Consider the following 20,170-nt stretch of genomic DNA (forward strand, 5'->3'; position numbering starts at 1 on the left):
AAGATAGTCCTCGACAGCGCGCATCGCCTGCCCCCTGCGCGGTGCGCGCTGTTTCATACTTCTCCGGGAGAAACCCCGGAATTGTTCGGAACGACGGCCTCGGAACACGAATTCTCGTGATCCGGGGCCGTTCGTCGTCCCGCCGCCGACGCGCCCCACGCTCGACCCGACGGCGAACGACCTCGGCCCGGCGACGCCCGGCGGACCGGGTCGCCGACCCTCCGGCGCGCCGCGCCGGGCCTCGCGAGGCGGACGGTTAGCGTCGGAGGGTGAATGCCGCAGCCCGCACCAGCTCAGCCGCCCGGAGCGTGGCCGATCCTGCTCGGCTGCCCGCGACCGCTCCCGACGGGACGGACCAGGCCGACGCACCGGACGACGACGTGACGCCGCCCCGTCCCGTGCTCGTCCCCGACCCCACCACCGCCGACCTCGTCGACGAGGCCGTGACGCGGTGGCGCGCCGGCCTGGTCGAGCTCGCCGGGGGGTCGTCGCTCGCCGACGTCTCGCTCCTCGGCGACGCCGTCGTCGACCTGACGGCGGCCCACCCCTCCGGCGTCGCCCAGCTCTTCGCCGGGCGACCGACCCGGCTCTCGAACCTGTTCCGCGAGGGCGGGTCGCTGCCCGCCGCGCGGCGCCGCGCGCGCGCCGTCGTGGTCCGCGCCGCCGAGCACGCGCAGCGCTACGGCGTCGCGCCCACGTACCTGGCGATCGGCGTCGCGACCTGGACCCAGAGCCTCGCGGCCCCGCTGGCCGAGGACGACGTCGCGGCGCTCGCGCGGGTCGCGGGCCGCACGCCCGCGACGATCGTCCCGAGCGTGGGTGACGACGCGTCCGCCCCGGGAGCCGCCGGACCCGGCGACGCCGCGGACGGGGACGAGCAGGGTCCCGCGGTGCCCAGCGCGCCGGGCGAGCCTGCGGGGCACGACGGCGCACGCGTCCCCGACCGCCCCGGGAGCACGGTCGAGGACTCCGAGCAGGAACCGACGTCCCGGACCGTGCGCGCCCCGGTGCTCCTACGACCCCTGACCGTGACGCCGCGCGGGGACGGCGAGACCGACTACGAGCTGACTCTCGAGCCGACGGCCGAGATCAACCCGCTCCTCGCACGCACGCTGCGCGCGCACGGCGCGCTCCTCGACCCGGTGACGCTCGCGCGCTCCACGTTCACCGGCGCGGGGTTCGACCCCGGCGACGCGACCCGTCGTATCACCGCGCTCGGCCAGGCCGTCCTCGACGACTTCGACCTGACCCACCGCGTCCTCGTCGGCACGTTCGTGCACCCGGGGCAGGTCCTCGTCGACGACCTCGACGAGCTCGCGCCCGCACTGGAGCGCCACGAGGTCGTCGCCGCGCTCGCCGGGGACGAGAGGTCCGCCACCGCGCTGCGCGCCGAGCTGCCCGCCCGACGCGTCGGCGACGCCGACCCCGTGCACGAGCGCGGCGTCGGCGACCTCGACCCGTCCCAGCGCCACGTCGTCGACGTGCTCGCGAGCGGGTCGCACCTCTTCGTCGACGCGCCGGCCGGTTCCGACGTCGCGGGCACGCTCGCGGCCGTCGTCGCCGAGGCGGCGGCGTCGGGGCGCCACGTGCTGTACGTCCCCGGCCACCGCCGCGCCGCGGACGCGCTCCTCGCACGGCTCGACGAGCTGGGCCTCGGCGGCCTCGTGCTCGACATCGTCCCGGAGCCGACGTGGCGCGAGACGGCGTCGCACCGCCTGCTGTCCGCGATGGCGACCGAGCCTGAGCCGGGCGAGGACGAGGACCTCGCGCGCACGCGCGACGCGCTGCTCGGCGCGCGCGCCCGGCTCGCCGGGTACATCGAGGCGCTGCACCTCGTGCGCGACCCGTGGGGCGTCTCCGCCTACGACGCGCTCCAGGCGCTCGCCCGGTTGACCGCCGAGCGCCCGGCCCCCGACACCCGGGTGCGGTTGACGACCGAGGTCGTGCTCGGCGTCGGGCCGCAGCGGGAGCGGATCGCGGCCGAGCTGCGCGAGGCAGCGCTGCTCGGCGCCTTCACGGCGCGCGCGACGTCGACCCCCTGGTACGGCGCCGCCCTCACCACGGCGCAGGAGGCGCACGACGCGCTCGTGCGCGTCGAGCGGCTGCGCACGCACACGCTCCCGCAGCTGCGCGCGCAGGTCGAGCAGGTCGCGCAGCGCACGGGGCTCACGCCCGCGACGACGCTGCGCCAGTGGGGCGACCAGCTCGCCATGCTCGGCGGGATGCGGGGAACGCTCGACGTGTTCCAGCCGCTCATCTTCGAGCGCACCGCCCAGGACATGGTCGAGGCGACCGCGACCAAGCAGTGGCGCGAGCAGCGCGGCGTCGAGATGGGTTGGTTCGCCCGGCGCCGGCTGCGCCGCCAGGCTCGCGACATGGTCCGCCCCGGCGTCCGCGTACCGGATCTGCACGCCGCGCTCGTCGAGGTGCAGGCGCAGCGCGCGGTCTGGCAGGAGCAGTGCCCGCGCGGCGGCTGGCCCGTCCTGCCCGAGGGGCTGTCCGCGATCGAGGACACGCACGAGGCCGTGCGCATCGACGTGGAGGAGCTCACGCCCACGCTCGACGGCACCCCCGGCGGCAACGACCTCCTCGACGCCCCGCTCGACGCGCTCGCAACCCGGCTGGACGCGCTCGCCGAGGACGCCGAGTCCCTCGACTCCCTGCCCGCGCGGACCGCCATCCTGCGCCGGCTCACCGACCTCGGCCTCGGCGAGCTCCTCGCCGACCTCGCAGCGCGCCGCGTCGAGCCCGACTTCGTGGGCCCGGAGCTGGATCTCGCGTGGTGGAGCTCGGTCTTCGAGCAGGTGCTCGCCCAGGACCAGGCCCTGGCCGGGCAGGACGGCGCCGGTCTCGACGCGCTCGCCCGGCGGTTCCGCGACCTGGACCGCACGCACGTCGCGTCCCTCGCGGCGCCGGTGCGCGCAGCGGTCCGCGACCACCTCGGGACGGCGATGCGCGAGCACCGCGACGAGGCCGAGGACCTGTTCACCGAGCTGCTCGAGGGTCGGCTCGTGAGCCTGCGGGAGACGGCGGAGAAGCACCCCGCCGTGCTGCGACGCCTCCGCCCCGTGCTCGTCGCCACGCCGACCCTCGTGCCGCACCTCGTCCCCGCGACGCGCACCGTCGACCTCGTGGTGCTCGACGCGATCGAGCACGCGCCCGTCGAGCTCGTGCTCTCCGCGCTCGCCCGCGGACGCCAGGTCGTCGCGGTGGGAGACCCGCGCGCCGCGTCGACCGACACCGTGCGCGACCTCGCCGAGCTCCTGCCGTCGGTCGAGCTGCTCGCCGACGGCTCCCGCCGCGACCCGTTCGTCACGACGTTCCTCGCCGAGCACGGCTACGACGGCGTCCTGCGCCCCGCGCCCCTGCCGCGCGCCGAGGTCCTCGTGCAGCTCGACGTCGTCGACGGGGCCGGCATGCCCGACCCGACGTCCGGCGCGGTCGAGAGCACCCAGGCCGAGGTCGACCGGGTCGTCGAGGTCGCGATCGAGCACGCTCTCACGCGGCCCGACGAGTCCCTCGCGATCGTCACCGTCACGCCCCTGCACGCCGACCGCATCCGCGACGCCCTCCTCGTCGAGGTGCGCCAGAACCCCGCGCTCGCCGGCTTCTTCTCCGGTTCCCGCGCCGAGCCCGTCGTCGTCGCCGACGTGTCCGGCGTCGCCGGGCTCGTGCGCGACACCATCGTCCTGTCCGTCGGGTTCGGCCGGACGCCGCACGGACGCGTGCTGCACCGGTTCGGCATCCTCAACACGCCCGGCGCCGAGGCGATGCTGCTCGACTCCGTCGGCGCGACCCGCCGTCGCCTCCACGTCGTGTCCTGCTTCACCGCGGGCGACCTCGACCCCGAGCGCCTGCGCGGCGCAGGCGCCCGGCTGCTCGCCGAGGTCCTCGACCTCGCGGAGCAGCGCAGCGGCGCCGCCGACCAGGTGACCCTCGGCAACGGCGTCGACCTCGGCGGCAGCCCCGACCGGCTCGTGCTCGACCTCGCCGAGCGCCTCTGGCGCGCCGGCCTCGTCGTCGAGACCGACTACGGCATCGGCGACGGCGACCGTATCCCGCTGGTCGTCGGCCACCCCGACCTGCCCGGCGAGCTCCTCGTCGCCGTCCTCACGGACGACGCCGCGTACGTCGCCGAGCGCAGCGTGCGCGTGCGGGACCGGCAGGTCGCCGAGCGCCTCGAGCGCATCGGGTGGACCGTCGCGCAGGTGTGGTCCGCCGCCGCGTTCCTCGACCCCGCCAAGGAGGCCGAGCGCATCCGGCGGGTCGTGCAGGCGGTGCGCGACGCGCGGCTCCCGGAGACCGGGGGCGTCGCGCAGACCGGCGGGGGCGACAGGATCGTCGTCGTGCCGGTGATCGACGACGACGAGCAGCACGGCGCCGACGACCTGTAGCCGTCGGCGTGTGATCACTGCCCGCGTGGTCGGGCTGGGTGCGGGGGCCGGGCTGGGTGCGGGGCCGGGCGAACTGCCCGCGTGGTCGGGCTGGGCGCGGGGTGGGAGGCGGCGCCGGGTCTACCATCCGCCGCTCGTTCCTCGCGGCTCCCGCCAGGCCCGCCACGACCCGGCGCCGCCTCCCACCCCGCCACGGCGTCTCACCGTGGGCCGTGCTGCCGGCGATCGCGCGTGCTGGTCGTCGTACAGGTCCGCTTGTCGCGCGCCTCTCGTGCGGGGTGTCCTCGCGTGTCTTGCCGGCTGGGGCGGGTGAGGGCTGACGTCGGGCGCTCCCGCGGTGCGACGATGGGGGCGTGAGCACCGCGTCCGACCCGAGTCCTGACCGCCCGCACGACGTGCCCGACGGCGCGGGGCGGCGTCGGCGGCCGCGGCGGGCCGTGCGACGGGGGACGGAGAGCGAGGTCGTGTCCGGGGTGAGCGCCGACGAGCGGTCCGAAGGCTGGGGTGACGGGGCGCAGCCCGGTCGTGGCAGCCGCGGCGAGAACGACGACCGGCTGCTCGGGGACGTCCCGCCGCACTACGGGCGGCACTGACCGCGCGGCACGGACGGCGGGGCGCTGACCGCGCAGCACTGCCGGCACTGACACGGGCGAGTCCCGCGGTCGGCCCGTCGTGGCGGTCGTCGGCGCCGCGCTGCTCGCTGAGGTGCCGAACCCGGGGTCGTTCCCCCTTCACGGCGTGAGGTGAGGAGCAACCCCGGGTTCGTCCGAGGGTCGCCGTGCCGCGGGATCTCAGGCGGCGGTCGGGCGGCTCGGGATCAGAAGCCCCGCGGCGGCGTGGGGCCGCCCGGTGCCGCGCCGGGGCCGCTGCCCGCCTGGGCGGCGAGGAGGTCGCGGATCTCCTGGAGGACGCGCACGTCCTCTGCCGGTGCCTCGGGCTCCGGCTCGACGTCCTGGCTGCGGCGCTCGGCGAGCTTGTTCATCGGGAGGACGATGACGAAGTAGAGCGCGATCGCGATGATGAGGAACTGGAGGATCGCGTTGAGGATGCCGCCGACGGAGAGGACCGAGGCCTCGACGTTGCCGTGGGCCGGGCGCAGCGTGATGTCCCAGAGGTTCGAGATGTCCGGCTTGCCGAAGATAGCGCCGATGATCGGGTTGATGAGGTAGGTGACGATCGCGTCGACGACGGAGGAGAACGCCGCGCCGATGACGACGCCGACCGCCAGGTCGATCGCGTTGCCTCGGAGCACGAACTCCTTGAATCCCTGGAACACGCCCTTCATGTGCTGCTTCCCTCTCGAGTCGGTGGTCCGCGTGGCGGCGGTGCCACGACAGGTGCACGCGCGATCCTCCCAACGGAGATACCGAGGGGCAACGGCTTGGCCCGGCGGGTCGGGCACCGGCGTCGGGTTCACCCGTCACGCCGCTCGGGTCGCCCGTCAGGGCACGAGGACCGCCGTCACGGCCGTCTGCCCGCTCACGGCAGCGAGCCGGACCGCCTCCTCGGGGAGCACGGCGACGAGCGTCACGACGTCCGCGCCCGCCCCGCCCGTCCCGAGCAGCCCGCCCCCGCCCTCGGGTTCGGGTGCCGGGACGACGACGGCCGCGCGGGCAAGGTAGGGGTCGACGGTCGCCCGGTCCTGGCTGTCTCCCGGCGGGTCCGTGAGCGCCGTCGTCAGCACCTGGTCACCCGCGGCGAGGAGGTCGACGCGGTCTCCCGGGCCGAGGAGGGACGCGACGCCGGGGTCGAGCCGGACGGGCGCGACGACCGTGCCCGCAGGAGCCGCGGCGGCGAGCTCGCCGCCGGCGACGAGCGCGTCCTGGAGCAGGGTGCCCGCGGGCAGGGTCACGGTCGCGCGGCGCCCGACGACGTCCTCGGGCAGTGCCGCGGCGCCCGCGGGGACGACCTCCGCGGACACGGGGTCCACGCGGAGGTCCGCCTCCGTCAGCACGGCCCCCGCCGGGACCTCTCGCGTGGTGACGACGGCAGGTGCGGTCGGTGGAGGGGGAGGGCGGAGAGCCCCGACGACCACGGAGGACGCGGCGCCGCAGCACAGCGCGGCCACGACGAAGCGGGACCGCCACCACACCCCGCGCAGCAGCCGTCGCCGCGCGGGCGAGCGGTCGGGTCGCGGCTGGGGATCCGGGAGGCGGGGCGAGCGCAGCATGCGCGTGACCGTAGCCGCGCGCCGGCGAGAGCCGGCGCCGACCGGTGCGGACCTGTGGACAGGACGCGGCGTCGGCGCCCGGACGCGCCGTCCGGAACGACGCTGTGGTCGGCCTCCGGTGGCAGACCCGCCGCGGACCACGCCCCCGGGCGTCAGGTCAGGAGGCGGTCGAGCTTCCCGACGAGGATGACGTGCTCGAGCTGCCGGACGTGCCGCTCGCGCCGGAGGTGGCGGAGGAGGAGGCCGGCTTCGAGGCGGCGGGCGTCGTCGAGGACTTCCCGCCCGATCGCGAGTCGGTGCGGTAGAAGCCCGAGCCCTTGAACGTCACGCCGACCGAGGAGAACACCTTGCGCAGGCGACCCGAGCACTCGGGGCACACCGTGAGGGCGGCGTCGCTGAACGACTGGTGGATGTCGAAGGCGTGACCGCAGGCGGTGCACGTGTACGCGTAGGTGGGCACGGGTTCTCCTCGTTCACGAGACGGCCGTCGGGCGGCCACCGGCAGGTCGGGATCGGGTCGGTCTCGGCCGGGTCGTACGGTGTCAACACCGCCTGGCACTCGAAACTTCCGAGTGCTAATCATACGCGGCTCGGTGCCCGCCCCGGGCCGGGTAGTCTCGCATCCGTGTCTGTGCACGAACCCGCCGAGGCCCCCGCCGGTGACTCCGTCCCCGGTGCCGACCCCGCGACGCCGGCCGAGGCGCCGGCTCCGCCCCGGCGCCGGCGTTCGGCACGACGGCGCGTCCTGATCGGCGTCGCCGTGCTCCTGGTCCTCGCGATCGTCGCCGGTGCCGCCTTCGTCGTCGTCACGGTGCGCCGACCGCTGCCGCAGACGTCCGGCGAGGTCGAGCTCCCCGGGCTCGAGGGTCAGGTCACGGTGCTGCGCGACGCCCAGGGCGTGCCGCAGATCTACGCGGACACGCCCGAGGACCTCTTCCGCGCGCAGGGCTACGTCCAGGCGCAGGACCGCTTCTTCGAGATGGACTACCGCCGGCACGTCACCGCGGGTCGGCTCGCGGAGCTCGTGGGCGACAACCCCGACGCGATCGCCGCCGACACCGTGACGCGGACGTTCGGCTGGCGGCAGGTCGCCGAGGAGGAGTGGGACGTCGTCGCGCCCGAGACGAAGGCCTACCTCCAGGCCTACGCCGAGGGCGTCAACGCCTACCTCGAGAACCGCAGCCCGTCCGAGATCGCGATCGAGTACACCGTGCTCGGGCTCCAGGTCGACGTCGCCGAGCCCGAGCCCTGGGACCCCGTCGACTCGCTCGCCTGGCTGAAGGCGATGGCGTGGGACCTCCGCGGCAACTACGACGACGAGCTGGAGCGCGCGCTGTCGTACAGCACCCTCCAGGATGCGGGGCGCGTCGCCGCGCTCTTCCCCGCCTACCCGTCCGACGTCAACGCGCCGATCCTCGACCCCGGTGAGCTCGAGAACCCTCAGCAGGTCGCGCTCGAGCTCGGCCCCGAAGCCCGCGCCGCGTACGGCTCGGACCATCTCCAGGGCGCGCTCGAGGCCGCCGACCGCGCGCTCGACGCCGTCCCCGTGCTCATCGGGCGCGGGGAGGGCACGGGCTCCAACTCGTGGGTCGTCTCCGGCGACCACACCGCGAGCGGCAAGCCGATCCTGGCGAACGACCCGCACCTGGCCCTCGGTGCCCCCGGGATCTGGGCGCAGGTCGGGCTGCACTGCAACGAGGTCGGGCCGCAGTGCGCGTTCGACGTCGCAGGCTTCTCGTTCGCCGGCTTCCCCGGCGTCATCATCGGCCACAACGCGCAGCTCGCGTGGGGGCTGACGAACATGGGCGCCGACGTCACCGACTTCTTCGTCGAGCGCGTGCGGGACGACACCTACCTGCGCGGCGACGAGTGGGTGCCGCTCGAGACCCGGACCGAGACGCTGAGCGTCGCCGGGGGAGAGGACGTCGAGCTCGAGATCCGCTCGACCGTGCACGGGCCGATCGTCTCCGAGGCGATCCCCGCGACCGAGTCCGCCGTCGACACCCCCGCCCTCGACACGCGCCTGGGCGAGTACGCCGTCTCCCTCCAGTGGACCGCGCTCGAGCCGGGCCGCACCGCCGACGCGGTCTTCGCGTTCAACCTCGCGCAGGACGCCGACGACATGCAGGCCGCCGCGGCGCTGTTCGAGGTGCCCGCGCAGAACATCGTCTTCGCGACGGCGGACGGCCACATCGGCTACCAGGCGCCCGGCAAGATCCCGGTCCGCCAAGCCGTGCCCGACGCCGAGGTGCCGTCGGACGGCACATGGCCCCGCGACGGCTCCGACGAGCGCTACGACTGGCAGGGCTACGTCCCGAGCGAGCAGATGCCTCGCGTCGTCGACCCGGCCGAAGGGTTCGTCGTCGCCGCCAACCAGGCCGTCCTGCCGACCGGCGTCGCGCCGTTCCTCACGACCGACTGGGACTACGGCTACCGCTCCCAGCGCATCCGCCAGCTCCTCGAGGCCGAGATCTCCGCGGGACGACCGGTCGACGTCGACACGATGAACGAGATCCAGACCGACGACCGCAGCCCCTACGCCGAGGTGCTCGTGCCGCTCCTGCTCGACCAGGAGATCGACGACAGCTTCGAGGCCGAGGGCCAGGCGCTCCTCGCGGACTGGGACTACCGGACGGACACCGACTCCGCCGCGGCCGCGTACTTCGCCGCGGTCTGGCGCAACCTGCTCCAGCTCACCTTCTGGGACGACCTGCCGGAGTCGGCGCGGCCGAACGGCGGGAGCCGCTGGCTCGCGGTCGTGCAGAACCTCCTCGAGAACCCGACCGACCCGTTCTGGGACGACCGCCAGACCGTCAGCGTCGTCGAGACGCGCGACGAGGTCCTCACCCAGGCGCTCGTCTCCGCGCGCCTCGACCTGACCGTCGAGCAGAGCAAGCAGCCCTCCGACTGGGCCTGGGGCACGCTCCACGTGCTCGCGCTCGAGCACCCGATCCTCGGCGGCGAGTCCATTCCCGGTCCCGTCCGCAACTGGGTCAACCCCGACCCCGTCGGCATGCCCGGCGGCTCGTCGATCGTCAACGCGACGGCCTGGGACGCTGCCTCCGGCTCGTTCGACGTGACGGCCGGCCCGTCGATGCGGATGGTCGTCGACCTCGACGACCTCGACCGCTCCACCTGGGTCACCGTCACCGGCACCTCCGGCCACCCGGCGTCCGCGCACTACTCCGACCAGCTCAAGACCTGGGCCCGCGGCGAGACCTACGACTGGCCGTTCTCCACCCAGGCCGTCGCCGAGGCCAGCAAGGACGAGCTCACGCTCGTCCCGTAGACCTCTCGTCACTGCGCGAGGGAGAGATCCGCAGCCGGGAGCGCTACGGGAGCCAGCGCCAGCCGAGGGGGGTCGCGACGGCGTCGACGGTCTTGTCGTGGGACTCGACCGGGAGCGGGCGGTCGGAGGCGTCGTAGACCTCCTCGGGGAAGACGACGGCGACGACCTTGGTCCCGGGGCGCAGGTGCTCGAGGGCGCGGTCGTACCAGCCGCCGCCCTGGCCGAGCCGGACACCGTGCGAGTCGACGGCGAGCGCGGGGGCGATGACGACGTCGGCCTGGGCGATGGCCTCGGCGCCGAGCGGCGGGGTGCCGGGTTCGGGCGGTCGGCCGGGGGCGCGGACCTGGAGGTCGGCCGGGCCGTCGTACAGGGCCCAGTCCCTCTGGAGGCCGGCCCCGAGCACGGGGAGCAGGACGCGCACGCCGCGTGCGGAGAGGCGTTCGAGCATCTCCGTGGTACCGGGCTCGGCGGGGCGCGCCGCGTAGGTCGCGACGCACGTGGCGGCGGCGACCTCGGGGATGGTCTCGACGACGTCGGCGATCGCGGCGGCCGCTTCCTTGCGGAGCCGCTCGGACCGCGCCTGGCGGTTGGTGCGGATGGCCTTGCGGAGGATCTCCTTCGCGTCCTCGGCTTCGATGCTTCCGTGCAGGGGGTACGGCTGGACCGGGCCACTCATGTCCCTATTGTCACCCGGCTCGGGGTTCCCCGCGGACGCCGCGCGGGTGACCTTCGGCCCTGGTGGGCTGGATCGGGTTCCTTCGACGGGTCTCGGGTGCCTATGATCGGGGAGAGCCAGTAGTTCGGACTCCTGACAAATGAGTCGTTGTCCGGCAGAGGTCGACCAGTGAGGACGCCATGACCGCGACGACGCCCGCGAAGCCCAGCGCCACGACCCCGCGACCGCGCGGTGGCGCGCACAGCCGGACCGCGAGGACCGCCGTCGTGCTCGCCGCGGGGCACGACGCCGCGTCGCGCGAGCTCCTGTCGCGGCCGCTGGGCAGCTCGACGGTCGTCGAGCTGGCCGTGGCGAACGTGCGTCGCGTGGTCGACGCGAGCCGCATCGTCGTCGTGGTGGCACCGGACGACCCGACGGTGCGCGAGCTGCTCGGCGAGGACGTCGTGTACGTGGAGCAGGAGTCGCCGCTCGGCACGGGCGACGCGGTCCTCGCGGCGCAGGGGGCCGTCGCCTCGGTGCTGGGGCTCGGGGTCGAGGAACCGGTGCTGGTCGCGTACGCGGACACGCCCCTGCTGCGCTCGGAGTCGCTCCTGGGCCTGCTCACGCGCCACACGCTCACGGGTGCGGACCTGTCGCTCCTCTCCGCCGTCGTGGACGACCCGGACGGCTACGGCCGCGTGGTGCGCGCCGAGGGCGAGATCGCGGCGATCCTCGAGTCCTCCGAGGCCGGCGGAGTCGCCGAGCCGCGCACGGAGATCAACGTCGGTGCGTACGTCGCGGCGCCGGGCCTGCTGTTCGGAGAGCTCGAGCGGATGGCGGCCGACGGCGAGCACCGCCTCACGGAGCTCGCCCGCCGCGTCATCGGTGCGGGGAAGCGGATCTCGTCGTACCGGATCGTCGACGTCGACGAGGTGCGCGGCATCAACACGCCGGACGAGCTCGCGCAGGCGGCGGACATCGTCCTCAAGCGCCTCTTCGTCCCGAAGAAGAACACCGACACCAAGATCGTCTTCGGGACGGGTGGTTGGCGCGCGGTCATCGGCGAGGGGTACACGCTCGCGAACGTGCGCCGGCTGTGCCAGGCGATCGCGAACGAGACGATCCGCCGTGGACTGGACGCGAAGGGCGTCGTGATCGGCGGCGACCGCCGCTTCCTCTCGCGCGAGTCGGCCATCGCGGCGGCCGAGGTCTTCGCGGGCAACAACATCGCCGTCACCCTCCTGCCCGACGACGTCCCGACCCCGCTCGTGACGTTCGCGGCCCCCTACCTCGGCGCGGCGTACGGCGTCATCGTGACGTCGAGCCACAACCCGCCCGAGTGGAACGGCATGAAGGTGTTCCGCCAGGACGGCTCGCTCCCGCTCGACGACGAGACGGACCGGTACCAGGACGAGGCCAACGCGCTGTCGGTCGACGACGTCATCACGCTCGACATCGACGTGGCGCGCCGCGCCGGCGTCGTGGTCGACCGGTCGCTCACCGACCCGTACGTCGACGCGATCGAGAGGATCATCGACGTGGACGCCGTGCGCGGCTCCGACCTCCAGGTGATCGTCGACCCGATGTACGGCACGAGCCAGCTCACGCTCGGCACGATCCTGTCCGACATGCGCGTGCGCTCGGAGTTCATCCACGCGACCCACAACCCGCTGTTCGGCGGGGTCGCGCCCGCGCCGGACCTGCAGCGCCTGAGCACGCTCGTGACGATGATCCAGCAGGGCGGGGGGCGCTACGACCTCGGCATGGCCACGGACGGCGACTCCGACCGCATCGGCATCGTCGACGAGACCGGCGAGTACATCTCCACGAACGACCTGCTCCTCCTCCTGTACTGGTACCTGCACGAGGTCCGTGGCGAGAAGGGCGGCGTCGTGCGCAACCTCGCGACGACGCACCTGCTCGACCGCCTCGCAGCCCACTTCGGCGAGGAGTCCCGCGAGGTCAAGGTCGGCTTCAAGCACGTCACCGCGGGTATGGAGGCGATCGGCGCCGTGCTCGGCGGCGAGTCGTCCGGCGGTCTGACGATCCGCGGCTGGATCCTCGGCAAGGACGGCATCTTCGCGTGCGCCCTGGTGGCCGAGATGCTGGCCCGCACCGGCAAGCGGATCTCCGAGCTGCGCGCGATGATCTACGAGATCACGGGTCGCCTCCACACGCTCGAGGCGGGCGTGCCGGCGACGCCGGAGATGCGCGTCGAGGTGCCGCGGCGCCTCGAGGCCGAGCCGCTCACGCACGTCGGCCCGTACCCTGTCGTCTCGGTCTCCCACCTCGACGGCACCAAGATCCTCCTCGAGAACGACAACTGGGCGCTCCTGCGGTTCTCCGGCACCGAGCCCGTCCTGCGCATGTTCGTCGAGGCGGACTCCCCCGAGAAGGCCGCCGAGCTCCTCGAGTGGCTCCAAGGGTTCGTCACCGCCGGCGTCTGACGGCACCGGACCTTCCCCTCGCCCCCCAAGCCCTCGCCCCACCCCCCACGACAGGAACCAGAGCAACGATGCGCTACGGCCACTTCGACACCGCGCACGACGAGTACGTCGTCGAGCGCCCCGACGTCCCCGTCTCGTGGACGAACTACCTCGGCAGCAAGAACCTGTGCACCGTGCTGTCGCACACCGGCGGGGGGTACTCGTACTACAAGAGCTCGCAGTACGGCCGGATCACGCGCTTCCGGCAGAACGGTGTCCCGGTCGACCGGCCGGGCCACTACGTGTACCTGCGCGACGACGCGGACGGCGACTACTGGTCGGTGTCGTGGCAGCCGGTCGGCAAGCCGTTCGTCGGCCCCGACGACGAGCTCGATCCCGCGGGCGGGGCGGGCCGCTGGACGACCCGGCACGGGCTCGGCTACTCGACGTTCCGTGCCGAGTACAAGGGCGTCGACGCCGAGCAGACGGTCTTCATCCCCGTGGACGACGACGTCGAGGTCTGGGACGTCCGGCTGACGAACACGACGGACGAGGTGCGTGAGCTCACCGTCGGGTCGTACGTGGAGTTCAGCTTCCACACGATCACGATCGACAACCAGAACCTCCAGATGTCGCTCTACGCGTCCGGCTCGTCCTACGAGGACGGCATCATCGAGTACGACTTCTACTACGAGCCGTGGACGTACCACTTCTTCGCGTCGAGCGAGACGCCGTCGTCGTACGACTCGCTGCGCGACAACTTCATCGGCCCGTACCGCTCCGAGGCCAACCCGATCGCGATCGAGCGCGGGCACGGGTCGAACGAGTCCGCGACGACGCAGAACCACTGCGGCTCGCTCCAGCACACGATCACGCTCGCACCGGGCGAGACCAAGCGCCTCGTCTACATGCTCGGCTACGGCTCGCGCGACGCGGCCGGCCGTGCGATCCAGGCGAAGTACTCGGACGTCGCGACGGTCGACGCCGAGCGCGCACGGCTCCGCGCGTTCTGGCGCACCAAGCAGGACAAGCTGCGGATCCGCACGCCCCACGAGGGCATGAACACGATGATCAACTCGTGGACCCTCCTCCAGGCGGAGACGTGCGTGCAGTGGTCGCGCTTCGCCTCGTTCGTCGAGGTGGGCGGCCGCGCGGGCCTCGGGTACCGCGACACCGCGCAGGACGTCATGAGCGTCATCCACTCGAACCCGACGAAGACGCGCCGGCGCATCGTGGAGCTCCTGCGCGCGCAGACGGAGGCCGGGTACGGCCTGCACCTGTTCGACCCCAAGGCGTTCGACCCCGACGCCGAGAAGCTGCCCGACGTCCCGTCGCCGACGATCGTGCCCACGGTCGACCCGAAGGACCTCATCCACGGGCTCGAGGACACGTGCTCGGACGACCACCTGTGGCTCGTGCCGTCGGTCGTCGAGTACGTCAAGGAGACGGGCGACCGCTCGTTCCTCGACCTGGAGATCCCGTTCGCCGAGGGCACGCCCGGCACGGTCTACGACCACCTGGTCAGGGCGCTGGAGTTCTCCGCGCAGCAGGTGGGCCAGAACGGCGTCGCGCTCGGCCTGCGTGCGGACTGGAACGACTGCCTCAACCTCGGCGGCGGCGAGACGTCGCTCGTGACCTTCCTGCACGCGTGGGCGATCGGCGCGTTCCTCGAGATCGCCGAGCCGCTCGCCGCGGCGGGCGACGAGCGGGCCGAGGCGGACGTCGCGCGGTTCACGGCCGAGCGCGAGCGCATCGCCAAGGTCGCGGACGCCCAGCTCTGGGACGGGCGCTGGTGGATCCGCGGGTACACGCGCGACGGCGTGAAGATCGGCTCGGCCGAGAACGAGGAGGGCAAGATCTTCCTCGAGCACCAGGCATGGCCCGTCATCGCGGGCATCACGAGCCAGGAGCGCGGCGAGGCGTCGATGGACGCGGTGCGCGAGCTGCTCGGCTCCGAGTACGGCAACCACCTCAACTGGCCGGCGTTCACCAAGGTCGACGACACGGTCGGGTTCGTCACGCGCGTCTACCCGGGCATCAAGGAGAACGCCGCGATCTTCTCGCACCCCAACGCGTGGCCGATCATCGCCGAGGCGATGCTCGGGCGTGGCGACGAGGCGGTGCAGTTCTACGACGCGATCCTGCCGTACCACCAGAACGACAACATCGAGGTCCGCGGCGCGGAGCCGTACGCCTACGTCCAGTTCCTCTACGGCCGCGACCACGAGTGGTTCGGCAAGGCGCAGAACCCGTGGCTCACGGGCACGGCCGGCTGGATGTACACCGCGGTGACCAAGTACGTGCTCGGCGTGCGCCTCGCGCTCGACGGCCTCGTCGTCGACCCGTCGATCCCGAAGGACTGGGACGGGTTCGAGGTGCGCCGCGAGTGGCGCGGCGCCGTCTACGACATCGAGGTCCGCAACCCCGACCACGTGTCCAAGGGCGTGCGCTCCGTGACGGTCGACGGCGTCGAGCACGACCCGACGGTCCCGATCCCCGCGCTGCCGGAGGGCACCGAGGCGAAGGTCGTCGTCACGCTGGGCTGACGCGCGCGTCGACCGCGGCACGACCCGACGGTCCGTGCGCCACCACGCGGTGGCGCACGGGCCGTCGGTGGTGTCACCCTGTGCACCGAGGACCGGGCGCCCGCCCGTGCCCGCCGACAGCTCCCCGAGGACGGTCACCGCCGGATGACGCACAAGATCACGCGCGGCTGGACCGTCACCAAGCCGTGGCCCGTGACCCTGCGGGACGACACGCTGGGCGGGTCGATCGTGCTGCGCCCGCTGCGCCGTCGGGACGCGAACGCCTGGATGCGCCTGCGCGCGCACAACGCGGACTGGCTCGAGCGCTGGGAGGGCACGTCGCCGCGGCCCGGCAGCGGGGGAGGGCCACCGACGTTCGCCGAGTACGTCCGCGTGCTGTCCGCCCAGGCGCGGGCCGGGTCGTCGCTGCCCTTCGCCGTCGAGCTGGACGGCGAGCTCGTCGGCCAGCTCACGGTCTCCTCGATCACCTACGGGTCCCTGTGCGGCGCGAGCATCGGCTACTGGGTGAGCGAGCACGTCGCGGGCCGCGGCGTCATCCCGACGTCCGTCGCGATGGCGACGGACTACTGCTTCGCGGTCCTCGGCCTGCACCGCATCGAGATCAACATCCGCCCGGAGAACGGCCCGAGCCTGCGCGTCGTGGAGAAGCTGGGCCTGCGCGACGAGGGCGTGCGCGAGCGCTTCCTGCACATCCAGGGGGCCTGGCGCGACCACCGGACGTTCGCGATCACGAGCGAGGAGGTCCCCGACGGGCTCCTCGCGCGCTGGCAGGCGACGCGCCGCGAGACCATCTGAGCCGACCGACACGCCGGAGCGCGTGCGGAGCGTGACCGCGCGCCTCGCCTACGGTCGTGATGTGGAATCGGCCTCGGGGATCGTCGCGCTCGCGGTGTTCCTGCTGTGGGTCGGGTTCTACGTCCCGCACCGGGTGCGCCACCGGCAGCAGCTGCTGGAGGCGCGCACGGACGACCGCTTCTCCGGTTCCCTGCGCGTCCTGGCCGTCGCCGGCCCGGGCGGCGGAGGGATGGACCGGTGGGACGCGCGGCTCGACGGCGTCACGACCGTCGCCGCGATCGCCTCCGGTCCCGCCGGCGGTGGTCGCCCCTTGCTCGGGGGAGCGGGGTCGCAGGCCCGGTCCGAGGACCGGACGCACGAGGAGGAGGGAACGCACGCCATGGGGAGCACCGTCAGCGCGTCACCCTCGCGCGGGGCACCGCCGCGCCGTCAGCCGGCGTCCGAGCAGTCCCGCCTCGCCCTCCTCGAGCGGCGCGCCGCCGCGGCGCGCCGTCGTCTCGCGCTCACGGTCGTGCTGCTGCTCGCGAGCGTCGTGGTGTGGGTCGTCGTCGCGCTCGGGTACCTCCCGTGGTGGGCCGGCGTGGTCCCGACGGCGGTCCTCGGCCTCGTGCTCGTGCTGGGCCGTCGTGCGGTGCTCGCCGCGCAGCGGTCCGACGCCGCGTGGCTGGCCGAGCGGCGTGCCGCCGCCCGCGCCGCGCGCGGGACGGTCCTGGGGGCGCCGCCCGCGCCCCGGGGCGCCCGTCCGCGCGTCACCGGCCGTGCCGTGCACGGGTCGCAGGTGAGCACGCAGATGATCCCGCGCGTCACGCCCCAGGACCTCGCGCGGGCGAACGCCACCGCGGAGACGCTTCCCGGGGCGTCCGGCGCTTCCGCCTCCTCAGCGCGTGAGCGCACGACCGCGTCGAGCACGACGACGGCCGAGGGCTCCGGCTCCGAGGAGCCCGCCTCTGCGCGTGGTGCTGCGGGCGCGACCGCCGTGGGCGTCACGGAGGTGTCGGTCGAGGCGACGGAGGTCGTCGAGGTCGAGGTCGTCGACGAGGAGCACGTGCCCTCGGGGCGCGCCTGGGACCCGGTGCCGGTGCCGCCTCCGACGTACACGATGAAGCCGACGGCGCCGCGCCGCGAGCCTGCGCCGCTCACGGACGACGACGTCGTCTCGCCCGCGCGGGCGAGCGCTGCAACCGTTCCGGCCGCCGCGGTCGAGGTCGTCGTGGACGTGCCGTCCGGCGCTCCCGAGCCTGCCGCGGGCGACGAGCGCAAGCCGTCGACCGAGACGCTGGGCCTCGATCTCAACGAGATCCTCGCTCGTCGTCGGGCGGCGGGGCAGTAGCCCTGACGGGCCGGAGGACGGGGAGCCGGTTTGCGGGACCCCGCCCCCGGGGTGCTAGTCTGTACCTCGCTCAAGGGGCTATGGCGCAGTTGGTAGCGCGTCTCGTTCGCAATGAGAAGGTCGGGGGTTCGAATCCCCCTAGCTCCACCGGGTGAAGGCCGTTGGCCAGGATGAGAGTCCTGGTCAACGGCCTTCGTCGTTCCCCGAGGTCCTCGACCGAGAGGGTCAGGACGACCGTGATCCCACGACGCAGACGGCGGCGCCGCAACCACGCGGTCGTGCGTGAGACACCCGTCTCCGGCGCCGCGACGTGCGCGACCGGGCGACCGCCGGAGTCGCCGACCGGCCCCCACGAGACCCGTCAGCTGCGCAGGCGGAACCCCTGGCCCTCGCAGCGCTCGACCGCGCGAGCGACGACCTCCGCCACCTCGGGGCGAGGCACGGATCGCCAGGGGGATGCGAAGACCAGGCGCACGGTCGCCGACGTCGTCCCGTCGCTCGTCCGGGAGAAGATGTCGACGAGCTCGACACGGGTGACGAGGGGGTCCACCTGCGAGAGCATCGAGGTGAGACCGTGCACGTCTGTTCCTCTCGACAGAACGAAAGTCAGGTCGCGGACGGCGACGGGGAACCGAGGCGTCGAGGGGACCTTGACATGACGACGCGGGAGACCGGCGACGCGACCCAGATCGAGGTCCACGACCGTCACGGCGTGGTCGTCCTTGCCGCTCTCGCTGACCGTGCCCCGGCGGACCCTGCCGCAGTCGACCTCGCCGACGACGATCCGCCACCCGTTCGCGAACCCGCTCGGCGTCCCGGCCTCGGGCGCGAGGACGACGGGGTGGGCGCGCCCGAGGGCGGCGACGACGGACCTGACGATCTCCGAGGGGTCGAGCCGGTGTGGAGACGTCCCCGGCGTCAGCTCGACCGTGCTCAGGAACCTGCGCTCCTCGACGGCCTCGGGTCCGCCCGTCACGACCGTGCCCACCTCGAAGACACGAACGCCCTGGTCTGCGTGGCCCGCCGCGACGACGCCCAGCGCTACCCGGATCAGCCCCTCGGCGAGCTCCTGGCGCAGCGGTGACGCCGTCCCGTCTGCGATCCGCACGACGTCGTCCTCGTCCGACGCCGGACCGGCGGAACCGCTGGGTCGGAGGAGCGGAGTGACGACCTCACGGAACCCCGAGTCCCGGACGGCGTCGGCGGCCGGGGACTCGGGACGCATCGGTGACGCACCCCCCTCGCGGAACGCAGCCGGGAGCGTCGGCGTGATGGTGCCGAGTCCGGCGAGCCGGACGATCTCCGCGGCGAGCGCGGGCTCGTCGTGAAGATCGGCGCGATCGTCGGGGACCATGACCGCGACCGTCCCGTCGCGGTCGGCGCGGACCTGGGCTCCGATGCGTGCCAGCAGGCCGCGGACGTCGGGCTCGGCGAGGGAGAGCCCTGTGCGGCGGGTCAGGAGCTCGAGGTCGAGGTCGAGGTGCCGCAGGACCCGAGCGGGGCCTGACCCCCTCGATACGCTCACGGGCCTGACGTCGAGAAGCCGCGCGGCCCGGTGGAGCGCGTCGAGACAACGCTCCTCGTCGTGCACCGACGACGCGACGATCAGCACGCCGCTGGCCGTGGCCGGGTCCACCGGGGTCGTGAGACCGTCGAGGACGAGACCGGGGTGGCGCGCTGTACCGTCGCTCTCGCCCGAGCGGGGTTCGGGCGCGGCGGGACGCATCGTGAGGTCGGGCACCATGAGGTCGTGAGGATGTGTCGAGAGGTAGACGCCCTGCTCGAAGGCGACGACCTCGAGGAGGCGTTGCTGGACCGATGCCCCGCCGAGACCTGCGAGCGCGCGCCATCGCGCGACCTTGTCGTCCATACCGAGGTTCTCCGGTGGCCGTTCGCAGACCATGGCCACGGCCGCCATCCCGGGCGCCCTCACCCGCAGTCTGCCCGACTCGCCGAGCCGCGAGGCAGGGACGGGCCGGACGACCTCGACGTCGAGCCGCGCAGCGAGCTCGGCCGCGAGCCCCCGGACGCTGTGCATCCCCGGGAGGTGCTGGGGTGCCCGGACCGTGAGGACCTCGTCGCCTGCGAGAGGACCGAGCAGAGGTGCGACCTGCTGGCCGGGACGTGCGTGCTCCGGCAGCCGGACGATGTCGTGGCTCGGCAACCCGAGATCGGGCCCGAGGCAGACGCGACCCGTCGGGGTGCCCGGCCCACGACCCTGCGGGACACGCGCCGTCCCTGCTGGACCGTTCGACGTCTGGCTCGACGCGTGCCGAAAGAGCAGCGCGCCTGGGAGCGCGACCGCGACCTTGGCCCCGACGACCGGGAGGATGCCGAGGTGCGGGTCGAGGCTGACGATCTCTCGCGTGGGGACCAGCACCTCGACGGTGCCTGCGCTGGGGACCCCCGTCACCTCGCCGACCACGACGCGGGGGTGGAGCGCGCCGACGGCGTCGACCGAGGTCACGACGGCACCGGCCTCGCCGAGAAGCTCGTCGACCGTGGCGCGCGAGAGAGGCTCGCGGTGGAGCGCGTTCAGCCAGGACAGGGGTACGCGCACGACGT

12 protein-coding genes and 1 tRNA gene are annotated in these 20,170 nt (G+C 73.7%); 8 read left to right on the plus strand and 5 right to left on the minus strand.

What is annotated here, in order from left to right; translation table 11 throughout:
* Positions 1-269 precede the first annotated feature (269 nt).
* Together AC6CH9_RS14945 and AC6CH9_RS14950 are read left to right on the plus strand one after the other, a co-directional pair.
* Positions 270-4,394, plus strand: coding sequence for a PDDEXK-like endonuclease domain-containing protein (locus AC6CH9_RS14945; RefSeq protein WP_498155593.1), 4,125 nt, complete (start codon positions 270-272; stop codon positions 4,392-4,394).
* Between the two features lie 353 nt (positions 4,395-4,747).
* Entirely contained in the window at positions 4,748-4,987 is a 240-nt protein-coding gene (locus AC6CH9_RS14950) for a hypothetical protein (protein WP_498155594.1), read from the plus strand.
* Between the two features lie 224 nt (positions 4,988-5,211).
* Here the strand turns inward: AC6CH9_RS14950 and mscL are convergent, their stop codons facing one another.
* The 3 genes from mscL to AC6CH9_RS14965 all read right to left on the minus strand — a co-directional run bounded on the left by mscL (position 5,212) and on the right by AC6CH9_RS14965 (position 7,024).
* Complete coding sequence (mscL, locus tag AC6CH9_RS14955) at positions 5,212-5,679, minus strand: large conductance mechanosensitive channel protein MscL (protein ID WP_498155595.1); 468 nt, start codon at positions 5,677-5,679, stop codon at positions 5,212-5,214.
* 156 nt (positions 5,680-5,835) lie between these two features.
* Complete coding sequence (locus AC6CH9_RS14960) at positions 5,836-6,564, minus strand: SAF domain-containing protein (protein WP_498155596.1); 729 nt, start codon at positions 6,562-6,564, stop codon at positions 5,836-5,838.
* A 157-nt stretch (positions 6,565-6,721) separates the two neighbouring features.
* Positions 6,722-7,024, minus strand: a complete 303-nt coding sequence (locus AC6CH9_RS14965) for an FmdB family zinc ribbon protein (RefSeq protein WP_498155597.1) — start codon at positions 7,022-7,024, stop codon at positions 6,722-6,724.
* Between the two features lie 285 nt (positions 7,025-7,309).
* Here AC6CH9_RS14965 and AC6CH9_RS14970 point away from each other — a divergent pair, with 285 nt between their 5' ends.
* The gene (locus tag AC6CH9_RS14970; RefSeq protein ID WP_498155710.1) at positions 7,310-9,853 is read left to right on the plus strand and encodes a penicillin acylase family protein; all 2,544 of its coding nucleotides are present in this window, start codon (positions 7,310-7,312) and stop codon (positions 9,851-9,853) included.
* 43 nt (positions 9,854-9,896) lie between these two features.
* Here AC6CH9_RS14970 and AC6CH9_RS14975 read toward each other — a convergent pair whose 3' ends face one another.
* Positions 9,897-10,529 (minus strand): 5-formyltetrahydrofolate cyclo-ligase, encoded by a 633-nt coding sequence (locus AC6CH9_RS14975; RefSeq protein ID WP_498155598.1) that lies wholly within the window; start codon positions 10,527-10,529, stop codon positions 9,897-9,899.
* A gap of 179 nt (positions 10,530-10,708) precedes the next feature.
* On the opposite strand from AC6CH9_RS14975, the gene AC6CH9_RS14980 reads away from it, so the two are divergent.
* The 5 genes from AC6CH9_RS14980 to AC6CH9_RS15000 all read left to right on the plus strand — a co-directional run bounded on the left by AC6CH9_RS14980 (position 10,709) and on the right by AC6CH9_RS15000 (position 17,752).
* Positions 10,709-12,955 (plus strand): NTP transferase domain-containing protein, encoded by a 2,247-nt coding sequence (locus AC6CH9_RS14980; RefSeq protein ID WP_498155599.1) that lies wholly within the window; start codon positions 10,709-10,711, stop codon positions 12,953-12,955.
* 68 nt (positions 12,956-13,023) lie between these two features.
* Positions 13,024-15,480 (plus strand): glycoside hydrolase family 94 protein, encoded by a 2,457-nt coding sequence (locus AC6CH9_RS14985; protein ID WP_498155600.1) that lies wholly within the window; start codon positions 13,024-13,026, stop codon positions 15,478-15,480.
* Positions 15,481-15,624: 144 nt separating this feature from the next.
* Entirely contained in the window at positions 15,625-16,275 is a 651-nt protein-coding gene (locus AC6CH9_RS14990; RefSeq protein WP_047232450.1) for a GNAT family N-acetyltransferase, read from the plus strand.
* A gap of 61 nt (positions 16,276-16,336) precedes the next feature.
* Complete coding sequence (locus AC6CH9_RS14995) at positions 16,337-17,605, plus strand: hypothetical protein (protein ID WP_498155601.1); 1,269 nt, start codon at positions 16,337-16,339, stop codon at positions 17,603-17,605.
* A 74-nt stretch (positions 17,606-17,679) separates the two neighbouring features.
* Positions 17,680-17,752: transfer RNA gene (locus AC6CH9_RS15000), tRNA-Ala, on the plus strand.
* Positions 17,753-17,966: 214 nt separating this feature from the next.
* Here AC6CH9_RS15000 and AC6CH9_RS15005 read toward each other — a convergent pair.
* Positions 17,967-20,165, minus strand: coding sequence for a phenylalanine--tRNA ligase subunit beta-related protein (locus AC6CH9_RS15005; RefSeq protein ID WP_498155602.1), 2,199 nt, complete (start codon positions 20,163-20,165; stop codon positions 17,967-17,969).
* Positions 20,166-20,170: the final 5 nt, after the last annotated feature.

It is taken from the genome of Cellulosimicrobium sp. GQ32 (assembly GCF_059758455.1).